This is a genomic window from Winogradskyella luteola (assembly GCF_019203985.1).
Taxonomy (GTDB): domain Bacteria; phylum Bacteroidota; class Bacteroidia; order Flavobacteriales; family Flavobacteriaceae; genus Winogradskyella; species Winogradskyella luteola.
In genome coordinates this window covers 95,028-115,473 of record NZ_JAGSPD010000009.1, presented here as the reverse complement: position 1 = coordinate 115,473, position 20,446 = coordinate 95,028, and the positions used below count along the sequence as shown (strand labels likewise).

The window sequence follows — 20,446 nt, the reverse complement described above, 5'->3', positions numbered from 1 at the left end:
AAACATCGAATAAAATACACCTTTGTGTGAAGCACCGACCTATAGCTTAAATAAAGTTTATTAAATTAGTGCCTATGATCGTAAGCAATGATATAGTTTTAAGACCGCGATTTAAATTCAATGTCAACCATGATAATGAATCGCTATTATCTCTATTTGAAAGTGAGGGTAAAAAGCAGTCAGATTTTATAGTAACCCGAGTCGATGATCATGTATTTATTAAAATCCCAAAAGACAAACAACATTTTTGGTCTCCACAACTACATCTTGAAATTAATGAAGATTATGAAAAAAACGATAGAAGTACCATTTATGGCCTTTTTGGACCAAACCCTACGGTGTGGACAATGTTTATGTTTTTTCACTTTATAGTCGCCGCTCTTTTTATAGGGTTTGCTATTTGGGCTTATGTAAATTGGTCTTTAGAAAGTAGTTATGCCATTCAATTGTTTTTAACCATCTTAATGATAGTTATTTGGTTTGCTTTATATTTTAGTGGGCGTTTGGGCAAAAAGGCTGGCATGGGACAGATGCACGAGTTGCACCATTTTATGAGAGATACATTACGTAACAAAGATATTAGCGCTATGTCTTAACTATTTTTGGTTATAGCCAAAACGCTTCAGTTGCCTTTGGTCGCTTCTCCAATTTTTGTTTACTTTAACATACAGTTCTAAGTGCACTTGTTTGCCAAAAAACTTCTCTAAATCTTTTCGAGCTTCAACACCCACACGTTTTAGTGCAGAACCCTTGTGACCAATAATGATACCTTTTTGGGTTTCGCGCTCAACCATAATTACAGAGCGCATCCTAATAATATTTTCTTCTTCAAAAAATTCTTCAGTATCAACTTCTACGGCATAAGGGATCTCTTTTTTGTAGTGCATTAAGATCTTTTCCCTAATAGCTTCGTTAACAAAAAAACGTTCTGGTTTATCGGTTAACTGATCTTTAGGATAAAAAGGCGGAGATTCTGGAAGTAATTCTATAATCCTATTAAATACATTCTGAACATTAAATCCTTTTAGTGCAGATATGGGGTAAAACTCAGCATTGGGCACTTTTTGTTGCCAAAGTTCAGCCTGAGCTTCAAGTTGTTCTTGGTTAGAATTATCTATTTTATTCAATAATAGTAAAACAGGAATTTTAGAATTTGTGATTTTCTTGAAAAACGCTTCATCCTTTAATTCCTTTTCACCGATTTCTACCATATAAATTAAAACATCGGCATCTTCAAAGGCAGATTTCACAAAATCCATCATAGAAGTTTGAAGCTCATAAGCTGGCTTTATAATCCCTGGTGTATCAGACAACACCACTTGAAAATCATCTCCGTTAACAATACCTAAAATGCGATGTCTCGTTGTTTGCGCTTTAGATGTTATAATAGATAGTTTTTCGCCAATAAACGCATTCATCAATGTTGATTTACCAACATTGGGATTACCAATAATATTTACAAAACCTGCCTTATGCATTCACTATTTTTTTACAAAGGTAATAGTTTAAATGATGACATTACAAAACCTTTTCGATATAAGGGAAATAACCAAAACTCTTATTTATGAAATCCAACAGAATCTTAATGCTCTTAATTTTTACTATTACTATGTTGTCATGTTCTTCTGAAGACGATAACAATGAGCAAGATATAAGCAATCGTCAGTCTAGCTGTGATAACGCAGTTGGCTATACCGGTCTTTATTGGGATTTTGCAAATGCGAGACCGACTGGTTTATCCCAGGTTCCTGTTATACAAAATCCTGGACAACAGTTTATTCATAGTTTACAGCCCTTATTAGGGTTTACAATTCCACAAGGATTTACGGCTTTTGAACTTACAGATCCGCAAACTCAAACTATAGGTGTTAATGTTTTTAGAGACGATAATGCTGTTTTATTTCGGTGGATTCCATCTAGCACAGCTATTGGCCAACAGATACCTTCACAAAATTTTATTGCTAATGAGATCAATAATCTTTTTGCGTTTTACGAATTTAATGGCACTCCAGAAGTATTATGTTCTGAATTTAAGCAACAAGTCTTTGCGACTATTCCTATGGAATTTAATGCAAGAATGCTTCGCTTTAACGGAAGGATAGCACAGGTTTGGGTAATTACCACTTATACAGCTGGTTCTACTTTTATCACTACCTCCGTTACAACTGCACCAGAAGCCGAATATGATACCCAAGTTGCCAATACCTTTTTACCTATAAATTTTCAGCTTTACGTCAACGAAAGTGGCGGTATTGTAGATAACGACATGGATGGTTTTGACATCTTAAGAGACCCTGATGACAACAATCCTAATGTACCTTAAAACAAAAAAGAACTCTAAAAACAACATCTAAATTATGAAAAAAGTAGCCATCCCTATAGCAATATGCGTTATAGGACTTGCCTTAACTGCATTAAGCTTTATGGGCATAAAACAGAGTGATGCCGATGATATAGACATTAGTATTGACAAAACCTCTTTTATTATGCCTGCTGCGCATAGAGTGTACGCAAACCCTGATGCCATGGACGGAAAATATTATCTCTTTAAGGCTAAAATCACCAATAATTCATCTGAAACTTTAGAGGATGTAACTGTTAAATATCGTATTCCTAATTATATTGATTGGACAGAACTTACGGTTTCTGGCGAGATGTTCCCAGGACAAACCTTAGTTGTGCCTTGTTATCCAAAGTTCAAAAATGACATAACCGAAAAAACTACAGAATCCATTGAGAAAACAGAAATTGAAATTTCTTGGGACGGTGCTGAAGACGATGATATTATTGAAGAAGATTTCACCTTTAAGTTTACCAACCGAAATGAATATGTCTATACAGGTATAAAATCTGAAGAAATTAGCTCTTGGGCAGACATGTACGATAACGATGCGCTTATTGCTTGCTTTGTTACCCCTAATGATCCTGTGGTAAAATACTATACTCAAAACCTTCAGGAAAAATTACTGAAAGGCGAAGCAGCTTCTATCACTCGTAAACCTGAGGATGCCGTTCGTTTTTTGGCGGGCATTTATGAAGCTACACGAAAATCGCACATGGTCTACAGTGGCACTAAAGGCATACCAAAATCTACCGAAGATGTACAGAGCATTGTTCAGCAAGTGCGTTTACCTCGCGAGGTCATTACAGGCAACACAGGACTATGTATAGAACTTAGTTGTCTATATGCAAGTGTCCTTTCTTCCGCTGGGATTGATCCGATAATATATATGGTACCTGGCCATGCGTATCCTGGTTTTAGGATGAATGGACAATATTACGCTATTGAAGCCACTGGTATTGGTGGCGAAGGTATGGGTGGTATCTCCAGTGTTGAAGATGCCTACAAACAAGGTCAAAAACAACTCCAAGAGTTTATGCAACGTGCGCAAGCAGGTGACCCTAGATATACTTTAGTGGATATACACAATGTCAATGCCCAAGGTGTAACATCAATGGACTTAAAGGATAATGATTTTATGCGTAAAAAAGTAGATGAAATTGTAGCTTCTTGGTCTGGAGGACAACAAGTACAACCAAATAACCCAAAGAATAATAATATAAGAATTCCTGATAATCGTATCCGTACGAGTAACAATGCACTTTCCTTCTCTATTCCAACAGGATGGCAAACCATGATGCGACCAGTTCCCCAAATGCCAATTATGACAGCTCAGGTTATTGCACCAGATCAGATGACAACGGTTACAATTTATGATGTACCAGTTTCTAATGTGCAACAGGCTATGGCAACCGTAAATCAATACCTATCAGGTTATGGGATGGAAGTACAATATCAAATTAATGGAAATACTTTAGCAGGACAAACGTATTCAGCTAACGGTAATTTTAACTGGATTGGTAAATCGCTGATGAAGCAAAACGGCATTAGGATTGTTGCCGTGGGAGCACCCGATTATTTGTACAATCAAAATTCAGGTATCATAAATCAAGTCTATAATAGCATAAAATAAAATTCAAGGTCATGAAGACAATAACAAAACTTATACTGTCATTTGCGTTACCATTCAGCGGAATGATCACAGCCCAATCTCAACAAAAAATAGAAATGCGTATCGATTCTATTGGCAATGCAAAACTCAATATATCCATGACCATGAATGCACAAGAATGGCAAATTTGGAATGGTAATTATGGTAACAACCCTTCTGCATTGAAACGGGATATAGAACGTGGTATGCCCGCATACTTTCTCGACGATTTTAAATTGGAGAAAGATGATATGAACCGATCTTATAATCTTAGTTTAAATGCTTACGGAGTTTGCGAGATAAATAAGCGCGGTAAGTGGATGGTAGATACCGAGCAAAAAAATGCGCAATTGACGGAATTGGCAGATAACAAATATATGTTGGTAAGCAGTCCGCCAGAATACGGGGGTAATTTGCAGCAAACTTATATTATAGAACTACCTCAAGACGCCAAAAATATAAAAATCGATAAAGATGCCTTTGGGAAATCTGTATTCGAGTTTGACATGGAACCTCCATCCTCTGGATTTAATATGATGCGTTGGGCAGGAATACTTTTGATTGTTATTGGTGGTGGCTGGGCCAGAAAAAACGCTTTTTCAAAAAAATAATGATGACATTTTATAACCATCCCATTAACTAAAAAAACAAATTATAAATAAGATAATTATGAAAAATTACATTTACTTAATTGTATTATAGATACTTACAGTTATGAACTGTTCCAATAGCGATGACCCGAACAACAATGATCCTTGAATTTTTTCGGCCAATACAACGGAGACCAGATTTGATGGTGCTACGATTGGCTGGACAGAAGCCTTGGATCCTGATAACGATGAAGTTACTTATGCAATAATACTAGATACAAGAAATTGCTTCTGGTGGTACGACCCTAAGCTACAGTTTTTCAGGATTAGAACCTGAGACAAATTACGAAGGTTATGTTGAGGCTAGAGACGGAAATGGTGGAACTTCCCAAACTACATTCTTCTTTACCACAGAGCCAGAAGTCATAATTCAAACCTTAAATATTGAATATAGGTGGCGGGAAGGTGGTGGAGGCTATGGTATCGTTACCTATTTTGAGATTAATGCCGTAGAAGATGCCATTAGTTATCACTTATAAATTTTGGAGTATAAACCAGATCCTATTCCATCGAATGTTGGAAGAACATATACTTGGACTCCAGATACGGTTTTACCAACAGATAATAATGTTGGTTCTGGCGCAAGCCATCTTACTGAATATACATCAGGTGTCTACCATACCAATACAAGTACAGCAATTGGTTCGTTAATATATCTAGATGAAGCTATAGATAATGCCGAAGCCGGTGTAGGCACAGCCAGATTAACTGTAGTAGTAGGTAATGAAGATTAGTGAATTTTAAATATAGTATACAAAGACTATTTTTTAGGTGAATAATTACATTCATCCGTTTATAAAGTCATTTAACGACTGGTTATTTGCAGAAAAATGAATTAATTGTATCTTTCTTGTGTTTAGCTATTAACATGAGGAAAGCATACCAAACCGACCATAAACTGCAAGTTATTAGTGCAATTAAGGCTAATGATTCTGAGACTTTAAATAGTATCTATAGAAGTAACTATCCAAAAATTGAAGCACTGATTCTAAAAAACAGCGGCACAAAAGAACACGCAAAAGATGTATATCAGGAAGCATTTTTAGCACTTTGGCAGAACATTAAGCAAAATAAATTTATACCTAAAAGCGAATCGTCAATACATGGTTATCTCTACACCATTGCAAAGAACAAATGGATGGATGTACTTCGTTCACAAGGCTTTAAAAAAACTATTGTAGCATCCCAGTTACATCATTTTGAAATAAAAGATGAAGAAAACAACGGTATAGATGATGACATTTTAAAAGACAAACGATTAGAAGATGTAATGCTAGCCTTTAAAGATTTAGGCGACGCATGTAAACGCTTACTACGTAAGTTTTATTTTGAAAAAAAGCCCATGAATCTCATTGCAGAAGAATTAGCCTTAGATTCGGCTTCTACCAGAAATAAAAAATACCGTTGTATGCAAAAATTAAGACAAATAGCCCTGAATAAATAGTTAATAGCAATGGATATAAATGATATTTCACAAGAAGAATTTGAAAAGATCGAAGCCTACATTAATGGTCAGCTTTCTAACGAAGATTTGCTAGAATTTGAAAATAGACTAAAAAATGAAAACCATCTTGCAACTAAAGTTGAAGACATAAAAATTGTTTTAACTGGTTTAGAAACCCAAACCATGAAAGAACAATTAGATGAGTTTCATAATGAATTATCGAGCAATCAAGATAAAACCGTTGTAAATCAACCTAAAGTTAGAAGATTCAACTGGAAGAGAATCGCTGTTGCTGCGATCTTAATTATAGGTCTAGGAAGTTTTTGGCTTTTCGGTGGTAGCTCTAATGAACGTTTGTATGCTAAATACTTTACACCAGACCCAGGTTTGCCGACAACAATGGGCAGTAACGACAATTATGAGTTCTATGAAGCTATGGTAGATTACAAACAAGGCGACTACAAAGGTGCAATCTCAAAATGGGAATCATTAAGAAATTTGAAGCCTCAAAGTGATACCTTAAATTATTTTATTGGTGTTGCACATTTAGCTAGCAAAAACGAGAAAATCGCTATTTCCTTTTTGGAGGACGCTTCCAAAAACCCTGAATTCGCATTAAAAAACGATGCACATTATTACCTCGGACTGGCCTATTTAAAAGCTGGAAATACTAAGCAAGCTAAAGTGAATCTTAAAAAATCATCTTCAGAAAACAGCAAAGAAATATTAGCTAAAATAGAATAACTAAAAACCTTTTTAACATGGTTGTGACATTACGAAATAGTCTATACATATTATATTTTTTCATTGCACTACCATTGTTTGCGCAACAAGATTCAAGCTTAAAACTTGAACAAATTGATAACTTTTTAGACGCAAATCAAATTAAAAAAGCTGATTCTGCGCTAAACACGCAAATAAACCAATTAATGCGCTTAAAGTTATACGACTCTCTTTATCATTATCCGCTGTACATTGGGAAAATAACACTTCAAAAAAAAAACGCTACCGATGCTGTAAAGGAAGCCAAAAAATTTGTTGACAATTTAAAGTCGCTTACCCCTAATAAAAGAACATTGTTCAGAACTTATTTGAGTATGGATCAACTTTACCTTTATTTGGGAGATGACGACAACTGTGTTATTGCCTCAAAAAAAGCATTGGAATATGCCGAGTCGTTAGCGGATGTTAAGCCTAAGGAACTGGGACATATAAATTACGTCATTGGTAGTAACTATTACGCATTATATGATTTAAGCAATGCCCTAAGGTATTTTAAACAAGCTGTCTCTGCTTACGAAAAATCCAAAGATGCCAAAAAATCTAAGGTATCCGATGCCCACAATGGCATAGCTGTTTCTTATTGGACATTAAACAAGCTAGACAGTGCTAAAATAGCTTTCAATAAGGCTATTAAATTTGCCGAAGAAAGTGAACTTAAAGGTTTTGACAAACTATATTATATCAATGCGTTTAAGTTTAACCTAGCTTTGGTATTGGACGATTCAGGAAACGTTGGTGAAGCCATCGAAATGAAAAAAGATATTATAAAAAACCTTAGTAATATTATTGACAATTCAAAAGACGAAGAATTAGTACAAGAATCCGAACGTTTACAGTCTTCTGCCTTTTCAAATTTAGCGGCATTTTACAACGATATCGGTTTTGTTTCCAAAGCCTACGATATGTTAACGTATGCTTACAAAAAAAAGAAATTGGTCTATGAGCCTACCAGTCCAAGGTTGGCTACCGCACTATACCAGATTGCAACGGCAGAAATTGAACTTAAGGATTTAGACAAAGGCATAGAAAGCATCAACAAGGCATTAGCTCAGCTTAAAAGCTCATCTAACAAATACACCTCTCTAGAAGCGGAGTTTCTACAGTTAAAAGCACGAGCTTATGCCGAAAAAGGAGACGCTTTAACTGCAACAAGAATCTATGAAGAGAGCGAGGAGCTATACAGCCAAGTCTATCCAACGGAATACAGTAGAGCTTATCTAATTTTCTTAAGAGATTATGCTCTATTTCTTGCTGAAAATGGAGAAAAGGAAAAGGCTGTAGCCACAGCAAAAAAATCCTATAATTATGTTAGAGAAAACGGTGGCAATGATAACTTTCCCTTATTAAAAGAATATGGGACACTTGCAAATATTTATTTTTTAGCTAAAGATTATCAAAAGGCTTACGAGTGGGCAGAAAAAGGAAATACATATCTCGATAACAGAATCAAAGAAGCTTCGTTTGCAATGGATTCTCTACAGGTTGAATTTAGGCAACCTACATTTATACTTTTTGAAGCAAAATCGAAATACCATTCCACATCATCACGAGATGAAGATTTTCTTTTAAAATTGGCACATAAACTCAACCAAGCCTTTACAATTCTAGAAAAGAGAAAAGCAATAACATTTGATGCTGATGATGTTTCCACATTACTCTCCGAGAGCAAGACCGTTTCAGACTTTGGTAAACTATTATATTTAGAGCTTTATAATCTAACCTCAAAACCGGCATACCTCAGCAAAATAATAGAGTTACACGAAGCTGGTATTTACAACAAAATTAGAACACGATTAAGTTTAAAGTTTGATGTAAATTTTGCAAACATTCCGAAATCAATTTTTGAGCGTGAAAAAGAATTGAAAAAAGAACTGACCAGTAGCCTTTCAAAAAAGGATGCTAAAATTGATGCCTTTTTCAAAGCTGAAAAATCTTGGGAGATTTTTATTGATTCGTTAAAAATTTCCTATCCGGATTATTACAAGATGCGCTATGCTAAAATTGAAGCCGATATTAATCAGCTACAATCTAAATTACCAACAGAAACCACTGTAGTTCGCTATTTAAAAATAGATGGTAAATTGTACGCCTATGTGTACTCCAAAACCCAAAACAGTTTAGTAGCGCTAAGTTCCGACGGAATTTCAGAACTCATCAATTCATTAAATAATAATGTAACCAATACAGATGAAATTAACAATACGCTCCATGAACTTTATAATAGTTTATGGTTTCCAATAGAAGACAAAGTAGTAAGTAAAAGGGTAATAATTATCCCAGATGGTGAATTGTTTAATCTTAGCTTTGAGATGATGACCCGAAAAAAGAACCAGTCCTTAAAAGAATTTTCATCCAACAGTTTACTCTCAATGCATACTATATCTTACAACTACAGTCTCTTACTATTAGAAGAACAAAGAAAAACCATTGATTACTCTAATGATTTTATTGCTTTTGCACCAGAGTTTAATCGTGAAATGAAAGAAAACTACAAAATATCAATTACAGATTCCTTAAACATTGATCGCACTTATTTAACCTTATTGCCACAGCCTTTTACTGTAGATTTAGCCAGTGAATACTCCAGATTATTCAACGGGGAATCTTTTATAAACGAAAATGCTTCCAAACAAGTTTTCACCTCTCAGGCAAAAGAGCATAAGATTATACATATCGGTACGCATGCAGAATCCAATAATATATCGCCAGAGTTATCTCGACTCATTTTCGCCAAAAATTTAAATGATGAATCCGCAACAGATGATAATTCTTTATATACCTATGAAATCTATAACCAAAACCTATCTTCTAACTTGGCGATTTTAACAGCTTGCGAAACTGGCAAACCTTCTTACCAATCTGGAGAAGGTATGATTTCTTTGGCGCACGCATTTAACTATGCTGGTAGCGAGAGTATATTAACAAGTCTATGGAAAATTGATGAGCAATCCAGTACAACGATTATCGATAATTTTTATGGTTATCTTAAAAATGGATTACCTAAAGACGAAGCACTACAAAAAGCAAAACTAGATTACATTGCTAATGCAGAAGGAAGAACACGTTCTCCTCAGTATTGGGCAGGTTTAGTTTTAATTGGAGATTCTAGCCCAATAGATTTATCCCCAGATAATTTGTGGTGGGTTTGGGCAACACTTATTCTTGTTATCTTTTTGGCTTTATACTTTTTTATTAGAAATAGAATAAAATCACGATCTAGGCTTGGCAAGTCCTCTATCGTACATAACAATACTGCCAGCAACAGAGACATTGAGACTTAACTGTGATTTAAACTTTACCAAAAAGTGGCTCTTTTGTATGGCTTGTTTAGATAAACCATGGTCTTCAGCTCCGAGTAAGTATACACAACGTCGAGGATGATGAAAGCTTTCTAAATTTTCGGCTTCTTCGGTCAGTTCAACTCCCACCAGTCTTGCCCCCTTTGGTAGGTTATTGAAGAAATCTTCAAAAGTATCATAATGAAAATATGGCATTGATTTTACGGCATTATGTGTATCACAAGCTTGTTTAGAGTAACGGTTGCCTATGGTAAAAATAAAGCTGGCACCAAGATTTTGAGCAGAACGCCAAAGTACACCAAGATTTTCTGGTGTCTTGCCATTTTGGATGCCTATACCGAAAAATTCGTTTGTCAAATTATTCATCTTAGGAGCAAAAATAAACTATCTGACAAAATGTTACGAATATAAAAATTGGCATTTTTTTTGAAATTGCAATTACATAATAGTTTAATTTAAAATTGTAAAAATGAAAAAAGTAATGCTCTTTTTGTTTGTAGCAATTTTAGCTACAGGCTGTAATGCACAAAGTTCTAAAGACGAAATTTCTAAAGCTGAAACACAATCAGACAGTCTCGACCAACCCAAAGAAAGTTGGAAAGTAAATAAGGAAGTTGATGAGAATGGAAATATTATTCGTTATGATTCTATTTATTCTCGGTCTTCCTTTGGCAATCTAAAAGATATGGCTAAAGACAGCATGTTCAACAAGGTACAATCCATGATGCAAAAGCGTTTCTCTATGTTTCAATCTCCAGGAATGAATGGATTTGCTGAACATGACTCTATTATGAAACAGTTCTTTTCGGATGATTTTTTTAAAGATGATTTCTTTTCTAACGGGGCACCATCAAGTTTTCCTAATATGGACGATATGATAAAACGTATGGAAGCTATGAGGCAGCAGTTTTTCAATGATAATCACAGGTATATTATTCCACCTGAAGAAAAGAAAATGAAAGAAAAGGAAACAAAGGCCATTGAAAAGAAACAGGTGTAACCAAAAAAGCTAGCTGTTATACTACTGAAAGGTTAGCAAAGAAATGCTTCTGTAAAATTATCAAAACACCCCAACCATTATTATGACTTTTATAATAACACAAGAAGGTATTTGATGAAATAATAAAAAGCAACTTAACTAAGTATTAACCTAAGTTTAAATTAACACTAAGCCTCTACTAAAGATTAAGGAAGACTATTACTTATTCTATACCAGATAAAAAAGAAGGGCCTCTAATTTCTTGGAAGCCCTTTACTTATTAGTATCGGGAACTGGACTCGAACCAGTGACCTTCGGGTTATGAGTATAATATCCTATTTCTTATCAATCTATAATCAAATTTCATTGTCATATGATTTTCTAATCAGTTCAGCTTTGCTGTTGATTTCTAATTTTTTATAAATATTCTTGATATGACTACGTACAGTATCAAGTGATACAAACAAATCATCTGCAATCATTTTATAGCTTTTACCTGCTACAATACCACTAACAATATCTTTTTGTCGTGAAGTCAATAGCTGTTTTTTGTTGCGATTAGGCGCAAACTTATTAACAATTTTCCGAGCTATCGAAGGTGACATATACGAACCACCAGCATGTACAATGGTAATAGCTTCCTGGATTTTTTTCAACGATGTCTTTTTGGATAGGTAAGAACATGCGCCAGCACACAAAGCTTTAAAAATACTATCATTATCCTCAAAGGTTGTCAGCATAATGATATCTACATTAGGCAGACTTTCTAATAGCAACGGAATGCCTTCAATACCTGAAATACCTAATAAATTGATATCCAAAAGGATAATCTCTGGATACTGTTCAACATTTGAAATAGATTCCAAAAAATGCTCAACAGAAGCCGAAGTAAGCATACAATCGGTGTTTTCTTGTGTGCTAAAAAAGTCATTCAAGCTTTCTTGAATCAGTAAATCATCTTCTATTAGTGCTAATCGTATCATATCTATTTTCCAAGAAAGCTAGAATCTTTTGAACATCACTTTCAGTTTGAAAGCGTAAAATAGTTATGATGTAAAGTTAAGGTATTATGTATGACTTCAAATCACATTAAGATGTGATATTACATATTAAAGGGTAAATCCAAGTAAACCTTAAAACCATTATCGTTCTTAAAATTTAGCTTTCCTTTAAGTTTTTTGGCTCGCATTAGCATATTAGATAAGCCCAATCCAGAAGATTTATATGACGCTTTTTTACTGCCATTATCCTTAATAATAAGTTGGCAACCATTAGAACTATTAGTTAAATTGATTTCGACTAAATCAGCATCAGAGTGTCTTACAATATTAGTGATCGCCTCTTTAAAAATGAGAAAAATATCTTGCTTGGTTTGTGCAGGTAATTTTTTATCAAAATTTTTAACGCCTGTGGTATCTATCTCAAAGACAATATCTTTCGGCAACAACAATTCTTCAGCTATTTCTCTCATGCGTTCTATTAAATCAGCTATAGTTTCTCGTCTGCTATCAATACTCCAAACCAAATCACGCATTTGTGATACTGCATTTCTACTTATGGCTGCTATTTTATGCAACCTAGTTTTATCAGCTTCACTGGCATTTGCTTCCAAAAGTTCGGTTTGCATAGCCAATCCTGAAAGTAATGAACCTACATGATCGTGCAAATCACTTGAGATTTTCGTTCGCAAACGCTCCATTGCCAGAGCTTGTTGCAAACGATATCTAAACACAGCATATACCAATCCTGAAATGGTCAAGACCATCAAAACGATAAACCACCATTGTTTATAAAAAATCTGTCTTACGGTAATCGGAATTGACAATACCGATGCACTTTGGTTTCCTCTAGAATCATTCCCTTTTACCTTAAGCACATAATCGCCAGCAGGCAATTGGTTGTAGCGAATGGATGTAGCATTGCCCTGATAAAACCATCGGTCTTCAAAACCTTCGAGGTTGGTACTAAACGTATTTTTTTCATTCTGAAAAAAACTTGGCAAAAGCCAACTGACCTCAAAATATTGATCATAAGGCGAAACCTCCAATCTAGAAAACTGGGTTTGGGCAAAATCGGTTTTAAAATAATTCTTCGTTTGGCTGTTATAACCTTCAATCCCCAAGAATTGTATATCTGGTGGTCTCACGGATTCCTGTAAGGCGTCTGAATCAAAAACGTTAACACCATTCATGCCACCAAAATAGTACAGGCCTTGACTGTCCTTAAAAAAAGATGAATAGTTAAACTCATTGTGCGACAAACCATCTTCGGTATAAAAATTTTGGAATTCCTTGGTGGTTTTATTGTACAATGCCAAACTGTTATAAGTACTGACCCAAAGCTTTTCCTCACCATCTTGCAGAATACCAACAACATTGTCGTCTGGCAAACCATGAATTTTCGTATAGTTTTTCACGGTCTTTCCGTCCGCAGAAATATGATTCAAACCACCACCATAGCTACCTATCCACAGACTTTTATCGCTATCCTCTTTGATACATAAGATATGGTGTTTGCCTAACTGAGGTATTGTATTAATGTTGTAAGATTTCAGAATAGTTCCGCTTAAGTCTATTTTCAGAACGCCGTCGTTCTTGGTGCCAACCCAAACACAATTTGGGTCTTTACTTTCTTCAAAAAATTGAAGATCTGTAATATTAGTTTGCTCGTTGAGATTTTTAAAAACAATTTGACTTTCTTCTGTTTTAGGGTTGAAAAGGGTAAGTAATTCTAAGGTGTAACCAAATAGTAAGCGTCCATCTTTCAGTTTTAATAACGCATTTGGACCATAAATTTTATTGTTTTTGCTGAATTGACTATACACCTTTGTAATTCCTGTTTTTAAATCAATTTCATTGATGCCTTTTCCCACGGCATAGACTTTGGTCTTGGCGTCATTGGTTACCAAAAAGCTTGTGTCGTACATTAAATTGATGGGTTTTCCTAAAGTGGTTTTTAAAGGGAGCGAATCTACCGTTCCATCTTTAGCTTTAAACCAGAGTTGATGATTGCTTTCGCAAAGGGAGAATATTCGTCCTTCGGCATCCTCAAAAATGCCACGAATAGAATTTCCCCAACCTTCCTTTTCGGATTTAAAAAGGTTTGAAAACAATTGCTTTTGTGTTCTTACCTTAAACAAACCGTTGTCTGTTGCTACCCAAAGCAATCCGTTTTTATCCAAAAACAGATTGTTGATGGTTGAGTAGTCCATTTTAGATTTGAGCAAGGAGGTGTAATCGGTAAAATTCCTATTCACATCCATTCGAAACAAGGTATCGTCGCCAGCAAACCATATATTTCCTTCATCATCTTCTATAGCACGTCTTATAATATCATCGGTATCAAAGACAATAGAAGACGTTTTGGTTTCGGCATCGTAAACTGCTATACCACCTCGTGAAGAAGGAAAGTAGTAATGTGTATTGTTACTATCAAAAAAATAAGGCACATAATGGATGACATCACCATTCCAATTATAAGTGTCCAAGATGTGAGTTTCCAGTAATTCGCCTTCAACCGTGTATTTACCTGTACCTCTTGTGGTTGTCCACCATATAAAACCTTCGGCATCAGTAGTCAATTTATTAAAACCACGTTTATACCGATCCATAGAAACCATAACTTTAAAGGTGCCATTTTCAAACTTTTGAAGGTATTGTTTAGCGATCCCTTTTTCAACATTCCAATAATCATCTGTAACGATCCAAACAGAATTGTCTGGTGCTTTAATAATATCTAATACCTGACCTTTGAGTTTATGGTTCTCATTATAAGAAGTAATGGAATCCGTGGATATTTCAAGCTGAAACAATTTATCGTTCGCCATAAACCAAACGGAGTTGTCCTTCTCGTCATAAAGCATATTGGATTTTATGAAATCCTCTTCAATAAAAAACGGATTTTGCGGGTCGTTGGTATAGGCTTTAAAATGGTCACCATCATAGCGATTAAGACCTTGTGAAGTTCCAATCCATAGTAGCCCTTTGTTATCCTGAACAGTATTAGATACATCACGGAACAACAGGCCATCTTCTGTAGTTAATACATCTATTTGAGATGGATTCTGCGCATAAATAGTTGTTGCCACAACACACAGGAAAAGGCTAACCAAAAGGCAGTGCAAACGTATGGATGACCTCAAGAAATTGGTTTTAATTAATAGCTAATACCAAATATACAAAATGAAAAGAGCTAAAACCACATTAAGATGTGATTGAATGCCTTTATATAACATCTTACCTTGCTGTTGTTAAAAACCTTGACCATCCAAGCCATTATGAAAATCGCTGTTCTTTTATCTCTAGGTCTAATTATGTTGCTTCCTAATTTTGTGTATTCGCAAGATGTGATGGTCAAGATTGGTCAAAGGGACAGTGTCGCTTCCAAAATATTGAACGAGAATAGGAAATTGATTGTTTCGTTGCCCAAGGGTTATGAAACATCAAATAAGGATTATCCGGTTTTATATCTTTTGGATGGAGTGGAAATCAGCCTTATAGATGCACGGTCGGTTACCCGTAACCTAAAGATGGAAACGATTATCGTAGCCATAGCTAATACAGATCGCGATAGGGATATGATGCCCTTGAGCAGACCGTCGTATGAAGTAAAAAACCCACAGGCTGAAAATTTCCTTCTGTTCCTTGAAAAGGAATTGGTTCCGCATATCGACAAAAACTATCGTACTAACAAGACTAGAACCATACGTGGCAGGTCTTTGAGCGGACTATTTGTAATGTATGCGTTTTTATCAAAACCAACATTATTCGATAACTACGTTGGCACTTGTGCAGGCTGGTTTAAAGATATGGACGATTATTTTTCCGAATTGGCAGACGAAGCCTTTAAGGATAAAGATAACTTTAAGGGTAAGACGTTATTTGTCGCCAATTCCTTGTCAGATCCATTAGACCCAAAAGGAGAAATACATCAATCCGTCATTAATTCTTCAAAGACATTGAAATCTGCCTTGGCAGACCGCATAAATTTTCAATACAAAACTTATGAAAATGCAGGTCATGTGCCTTATTCAGGTTTATATGATGGCATGAAATATATCTCAGAACAAATGATTAACAAAAAAAAATGAAACACATTCTAATCACAGGTTGCAGTTCGGGCTTTGGACTTATGGCTGCCAAGCATTTGGCAAAGAAAGGGCATCACATATATGCCACAATGCGAAATGTTAACGGAAAAAATGCTGATAAAGCATCAGAGTTGAAAAATTATGCAAGCTCAAATAACCTTAACATAGAGGTTGTTGAAATCGATGTCACATCAGATGAGAGTGTTGGCAAAGGGGTTTCGCAAATTGGTCAAGTGGATGTGCTCATTAACAACGCAGGTTGTGGCTATGGTGGTCCTATTGAGTCATTTTCCTCTCAACAGTTTTTAGACCAGTTGGATTTAAACATCGTCGGCACCTTTAGAGTAGCAAAAGCTGTTCTGCCAAAAATGCGTGCGCAAAACGACGGACTTATTATTCAGGTAACATCTGTTGCAGGTCGTTTCTGTTTGCCTGGCTATGGCCTTTACCATACCAGTAAATGGGGATTGGAATGCTTGAGCGAAACCATGCGCTATGAGTTGTCGCCTTTGGGCATTGATACGGTAATAGTGCAACCGGGTCCTTTTTCGACAGATTTTATTAACGGTATTATCTCATCAGAAGACGAAGAAATTGCCAAAGCGTATCAACATATTAACGATTTTGGTGAAGGTCTTATTAGCCAAATTAGTTCAATCTATGAAGACCCAAATGCAGATCCAATGCTAGTGGTTAAGACCTTTGAGAATTTGATTGATATGCCACATGGCAAACGACCGATTCGCACTGTGGTTGGGATAGATTTTGGTCTGCAAACCGTAAATGAAGTGACCGAACCGATTAGGCAAGGTTTATTGGAAGCTTTTGAAATTACGGATTGGGATGGGCCAAAGGTGAAAAACTAAAATGGTATCAAATTAATAAAAATTAAAATAAACATTACTAATCAAATATTATGAAATTACAACCATTAAAAACAGTAAGACAAGCACTTGTTTGCCTTCTTTTGGCTTCAATTTTCAATAGTTGCAATCAAGGTCCAAAAGACGAAACGCTTACTAAAGAAATAGACGTTAAAGAAACTAAAATTATAATTCAGAAACCAGACTATTTCCTATTACGACCAGAAGTTGAAAAAGCCTATGGCTATTCACATGCCGTAAAAATCGGTAATCATATTACAATTTCTGGAGCAGTAAGCATGGACAATGAAGGGAATCCAACCGCTATCGGTGATTTGGAGCAGCAAATGAAAAATTGCTATGCCGATTTAGAGAAAATCTTAAAGCATTACGGCTGCACTTTTGACGATGTGGTAAAAGAGGATATTTTTACTACCAACATGCCAAAAATGTTGGAAGTGGCAGGCTACAGAGCTGAAATCTATAAAAACCATTTCCCAACAGGAACGTGGTTAGGAGTAAAAACTTTGGCTTTACCAGAATTTTTAATCGAAATAGAAATGGAAGTATATAAAACCAATTAAAACCAAATAACTTATGAAAGTTTCAGCATTTGCATCCCCAGGCCCTAATCAACCTCTAGAGCCGTTTTCTTATGAATTAGGAACACTTGGATCAGAACAAGTAGATATTAAAATACACAATTGTGGCATTTGCCATTCAGACATCAGCATGATGAACGATGATTGGGGAATGAGTGCGTACCCTATTGTACCAGGCCATGAAATTATTGGTGAAGTAATCGCCAAAGGTGATGCCGTTAAAAATATTAACGTAGGAGACAAAGTAGGTTTAGGATGGTTTTCTGCATCGTGTATGTCTTGCCATGAATGTATGGACGGATCACATCATCTTTGTGCTAGTGCAGAATACACTATTGGTGGTCGTCATGGTGGCTTTGCTGATTATGTACGTAGCCATTGGTCTTGGGCTATCCCATTACCAGAAGGTATAAATATGGATAAAGCTGGACCTTTACTTTGTGGTGGTATAACCGTATTTAATCCAATTATTTTATCAGGAGTAAAACCAACGGACAAGGTTGGTGTTATAGGAATAGGTGGATTGGGGCACATGGCTTTAAAATTTCTCAACAAATGGGGTTGTGAGGTTATTGCTTTTAGTTCCAACCCAAGTAAAAAGGAATCTATTTTAGAAATGGGAGCCACCAAGGTGGTAGATTCTACGAATCCAGAGGAATTAGAAAAAATTGCTGGTTCATTAAATTTTATTCTCAATACGGCTAATGTCACTTTAGACTGGAATTCTTATCTCGTGGCACTTGCCCCAAAAGGAAAGTTTCATAATGTAGGCGCAGTATTAGAACCTATGGCGATTCCAGCTTTTACGCTTCTAACTGGAGAAAAATCGGTAGGAGGAAGTCCTCTCGGTAGTCCTGCACTGACTAGTACAATGTTACAATTCTGTGTGAGACATAACATTTATCCGATTACTGAAGAATACGCTATGACAGATGTAAATGAGGCCATTGCACATTTAAAATCGGGAAAAGCACGATACCGCATTGTTCTTAAAAATTAATAATCTAAAACATAAACAAAATGAAAAAATCAATCTTACTAATCACAATCGCTTTTTTAAGCCTTAATATAATGGCCCAAAAAAGCAATATAGACAAAGACCTAAAAATGTACAGTGTGGTCTGGGATAACATCGTTAACAAAGGTGATATGAGCTATTTTAACACCAAATATTTCGATGAAAACATTACCGTACTAATGCAATCCGAAAATATTGTGGGCATAGATGCTTTAAAAGCCTATTATCAAAATTTCATCACGGGATTTAGCGATAGGAAATTTACCATTGTTAATTCGTTTGGTCAAGGCGACCAAATTGTAAAGCACTGGAGATTTAAGGGAAAGCATATAGGTGATTTCTTTGGTATGCCAGCGACAGGAAATTCCGTGGATGTTGAAGGAACAACTATAGTTAAAATGAAAAACGGAAAGATTGCCCAAGAGCAAGACTTTTTTGATAGCTCTGTAATGATGCAGCAGTTGGGTGTCATGTCTAATCCTGATAATGTAGGTATAATCAATTCACTTTATGGATTATTCTCAAAAGGTGATGTGCCAAGTGTGCTCGCTCTTTTTGATGAGAATATTGTTTGGAACGAAGCCGAGAGTAATTCTTTAGCTAAAGGCAATCCGTATATTGGTCCACAAGCGGTTCTTGATAATATCTTTGCGCCTATTGGTGGTATGTACAAGTCGTTTTCGCTAAGTGATATAAAATTACATGAGATGAGTGGTAATCAAGTTTTGGCTACACTTTATTATATGATTGATACTAAAGACGGTAAACATTATAAGGTGCAGGCTGCTCACCATTGGTCATTAAAGGATGGTAAAATAACAGCTTTTCAACAGTATGCTGATACTAAGAAACTCGCTGAAACTGAGTAATAATAGAATACACACGAAGAGATCTAAGTGGTGTCACCGTAGTTTTTTAGGTTGCTATGATAAAATTCTTCCGCCATATACGTCAGTCAATGATTAACCAAAACAGAACCAAAAAAGTTTCTGCTTTATGCCCTAGGCGAAATCATTCTTGTAGTGATTGGTGTTCTCATTGCGCTTCAAATTAATAATTGGAATAAAGCAAGGAAAGAACGAAACAAGGAGGTTAATTATCTTAAGAATTTGAAGGCAGATTTGGTTAGTGAAATAAAAAACAACGAAGAGTTTGTTAATTATAAATATCATAAAGCAAAAGCTTATTCAGAGCTTATAAATGGTTATGCCCCTACTTCTATTGAAGAGGTTAAAACATATACTGAAACCTTCGGGGCTGTTTTTATCTGGAATACCTTTGTGCCAAATCAAAATACATATAAGGAATTATTAAGTTCAGATAATTTAAGCTTAATAAAAAGCGATTCGGTAAAGAATGGTCTATTAGAATTAGATAAGCTATATGCAGCCATCAAAACTGGCGAAGAACACATGAGAAGAGAATATGAGGCCTATATATATGATCCACAAGCTGAAAATGTGACTAACGTAGGTTGTTTTTGATATAAGCAAACCTTCTATTGGCCTTTCGTTAAGATTAAATGTAGACAATATTACAGATAACATTCAGACTCAACTTATAGAACATGCCAAATGGCAGTGCAACAGCAATATCTTTAAAAATGGCTTAAGACTCGCTTTTATGAATAATGGTTATCTGGCTGGCATACATAAAAACATAGTACAGTACATAAAACAACTGATTGAAACAATAGAAAAAGAAATTAATTATGATATTTGATGAAC

Annotated in this window: 19 protein-coding genes; 15 read left to right on the top strand and 4 right to left on the bottom strand. The window is 35.4% G+C overall.

The features are described from left to right. The first annotated feature begins 74 nt into the window (after positions 1–74). Positions 75–596: a GTP-binding protein gene (locus KCG49_RS11860; RefSeq protein WP_218546761.1), complete on the top strand. Its 522-nt coding sequence runs from the start codon at positions 75–77 to the stop codon at positions 594–596. On the opposite strand, the gene era is transcribed toward KCG49_RS11860, so the two are convergent. Further along, positions 597–1,478, bottom strand: coding sequence for a GTPase Era (era, locus tag KCG49_RS11855; RefSeq protein WP_218546759.1), 882 nt, complete (start codon positions 1,476–1,478; stop codon positions 597–599). Positions 1,479–1,564: 86 nt separating this feature from the next. Here era and KCG49_RS11850 point away from each other — a divergent pair, with 86 nt between their 5' ends. The 7 genes from KCG49_RS11850 to KCG49_RS11820 all read left to right on the top strand — a co-directional run bounded on the left by KCG49_RS11850 (position 1,565) and on the right by KCG49_RS11820 (position 10,150). Beyond that, positions 1,565–2,323 (top strand): hypothetical protein, encoded by a 759-nt coding sequence (locus KCG49_RS11850; protein ID WP_218546757.1) that lies wholly within the window; start codon positions 1,565–1,567, stop codon positions 2,321–2,323. Between the two features lie 34 nt (positions 2,324–2,357). Next, positions 2,358–3,974: a hypothetical protein gene (locus tag KCG49_RS11845; protein WP_218546756.1), complete on the top strand. Its 1,617-nt coding sequence runs from the start codon at positions 2,358–2,360 to the stop codon at positions 3,972–3,974. Between the two features lie 11 nt (positions 3,975–3,985). Then, positions 3,986–4,603, top strand: a complete 618-nt coding sequence (locus tag KCG49_RS11840; protein WP_218546755.1) for a hypothetical protein — start codon at positions 3,986–3,988, stop codon at positions 4,601–4,603. Positions 4,604–5,124: 521 nt separating this feature from the next. After that, a complete protein-coding gene (locus tag KCG49_RS11835; protein ID WP_218546754.1) occupies positions 5,125–5,376 on the top strand; it encodes a hypothetical protein in 252 nt (83 codons plus the stop codon). A 134-nt stretch (positions 5,377–5,510) separates the two neighbouring features. Then, positions 5,511–6,086, top strand: coding sequence for an RNA polymerase sigma factor (locus KCG49_RS11830; RefSeq protein ID WP_218546753.1), 576 nt, complete (start codon positions 5,511–5,513; stop codon positions 6,084–6,086). A 9-nt stretch (positions 6,087–6,095) separates the two neighbouring features. Beyond that, positions 6,096–6,830 (top strand): tetratricopeptide repeat protein, encoded by a 735-nt coding sequence (locus tag KCG49_RS11825; RefSeq protein WP_218546752.1) that lies wholly within the window; start codon positions 6,096–6,098, stop codon positions 6,828–6,830. Positions 6,831–6,847: 17 nt separating this feature from the next. Next, positions 6,848–10,150 carry a CHAT domain-containing protein gene (locus KCG49_RS11820; RefSeq protein ID WP_218546750.1) on the top strand — a complete coding sequence of 1,101 codons (3,303 nt, stop codon included), beginning with the start codon at positions 6,848–6,850 and terminating at the stop codon, positions 10,148–10,150. On the opposite strand, the gene KCG49_RS11815 is transcribed toward KCG49_RS11820, so the two are convergent. Next, positions 10,079–10,534, bottom strand: a complete 456-nt coding sequence (locus KCG49_RS11815; protein ID WP_218546748.1) for an RNA methyltransferase — start codon at positions 10,532–10,534, stop codon at positions 10,079–10,081. The genes KCG49_RS11820 and KCG49_RS11815 overlap by 72 nt on opposite strands. Positions 10,535–10,637: 103 nt before the next feature. Here KCG49_RS11815 and KCG49_RS11810 point away from each other — a divergent pair, with 103 nt between their 5' ends. Then, a complete protein-coding gene (locus tag KCG49_RS11810; RefSeq protein ID WP_218546746.1) occupies positions 10,638–11,168 on the top strand; it encodes a hypothetical protein in 531 nt (176 codons plus the stop codon). Positions 11,169–11,503: 335 nt separating this feature from the next. Here the strand turns inward: KCG49_RS11810 and KCG49_RS11805 are convergent, their stop codons facing one another. Then, positions 11,504–12,130, bottom strand: a complete 627-nt coding sequence (locus KCG49_RS11805; protein WP_256259981.1) for a LuxR C-terminal-related transcriptional regulator — start codon at positions 12,128–12,130, stop codon at positions 11,504–11,506. Positions 12,131–12,249: 119 nt separating this feature from the next. After that, positions 12,250–15,234, bottom strand: a complete 2,985-nt coding sequence (locus KCG49_RS11800; protein ID WP_369680363.1) for a ligand-binding sensor domain-containing protein — start codon at positions 15,232–15,234, stop codon at positions 12,250–12,252. 189 nt (positions 15,235–15,423) lie between these two features. Between KCG49_RS11800 and KCG49_RS11795 the strand changes: the two genes are divergently transcribed. From KCG49_RS11795 to KCG49_RS11770, 6 genes are all read left to right on the top strand, one after another. Beyond that, positions 15,424–16,236 carry an alpha/beta hydrolase gene (locus tag KCG49_RS11795; protein WP_218546742.1) on the top strand — a complete coding sequence of 271 codons (813 nt, stop codon included), beginning with the start codon at positions 15,424–15,426 and terminating at the stop codon, positions 16,234–16,236. After that, a complete protein-coding gene (locus KCG49_RS11790) occupies positions 16,233–17,102 on the top strand; it encodes an SDR family oxidoreductase (RefSeq protein WP_218546740.1) in 870 nt (289 codons plus the stop codon). Before KCG49_RS11795 ends, KCG49_RS11790 begins: the two co-directional genes overlap by 4 nt. A 50-nt stretch (positions 17,103–17,152) precedes the next feature. Then, the gene (locus KCG49_RS11785; RefSeq protein WP_218546738.1) at positions 17,153–17,683 is read left to right on the top strand and encodes a RidA family protein; all 531 of its coding nucleotides are present in this window, start codon (positions 17,153–17,155) and stop codon (positions 17,681–17,683) included. A 13-nt stretch (positions 17,684–17,696) separates the two neighbouring features. Beyond that, the gene (gene ahr / locus KCG49_RS11780) at positions 17,697–18,701 is read left to right on the top strand and encodes an NADPH-dependent aldehyde reductase Ahr (protein WP_218546736.1); all 1,005 of its coding nucleotides are present in this window, start codon (positions 17,697–17,699) and stop codon (positions 18,699–18,701) included. A 20-nt stretch (positions 18,702–18,721) separates the two neighbouring features. Continuing rightward, positions 18,722–19,588: an ester cyclase gene (locus KCG49_RS11775; RefSeq protein ID WP_218546735.1), complete on the top strand. Its 867-nt coding sequence runs from the start codon at positions 18,722–18,724 to the stop codon at positions 19,586–19,588. A 120-nt stretch (positions 19,589–19,708) separates the two neighbouring features. Next, a complete protein-coding gene (locus tag KCG49_RS11770) occupies positions 19,709–20,203 on the top strand; it encodes a DUF6090 family protein (RefSeq protein WP_256259988.1) in 495 nt (164 codons plus the stop codon). The last annotated feature ends 243 nt before the right edge of the window (positions 20,204–20,446 follow it).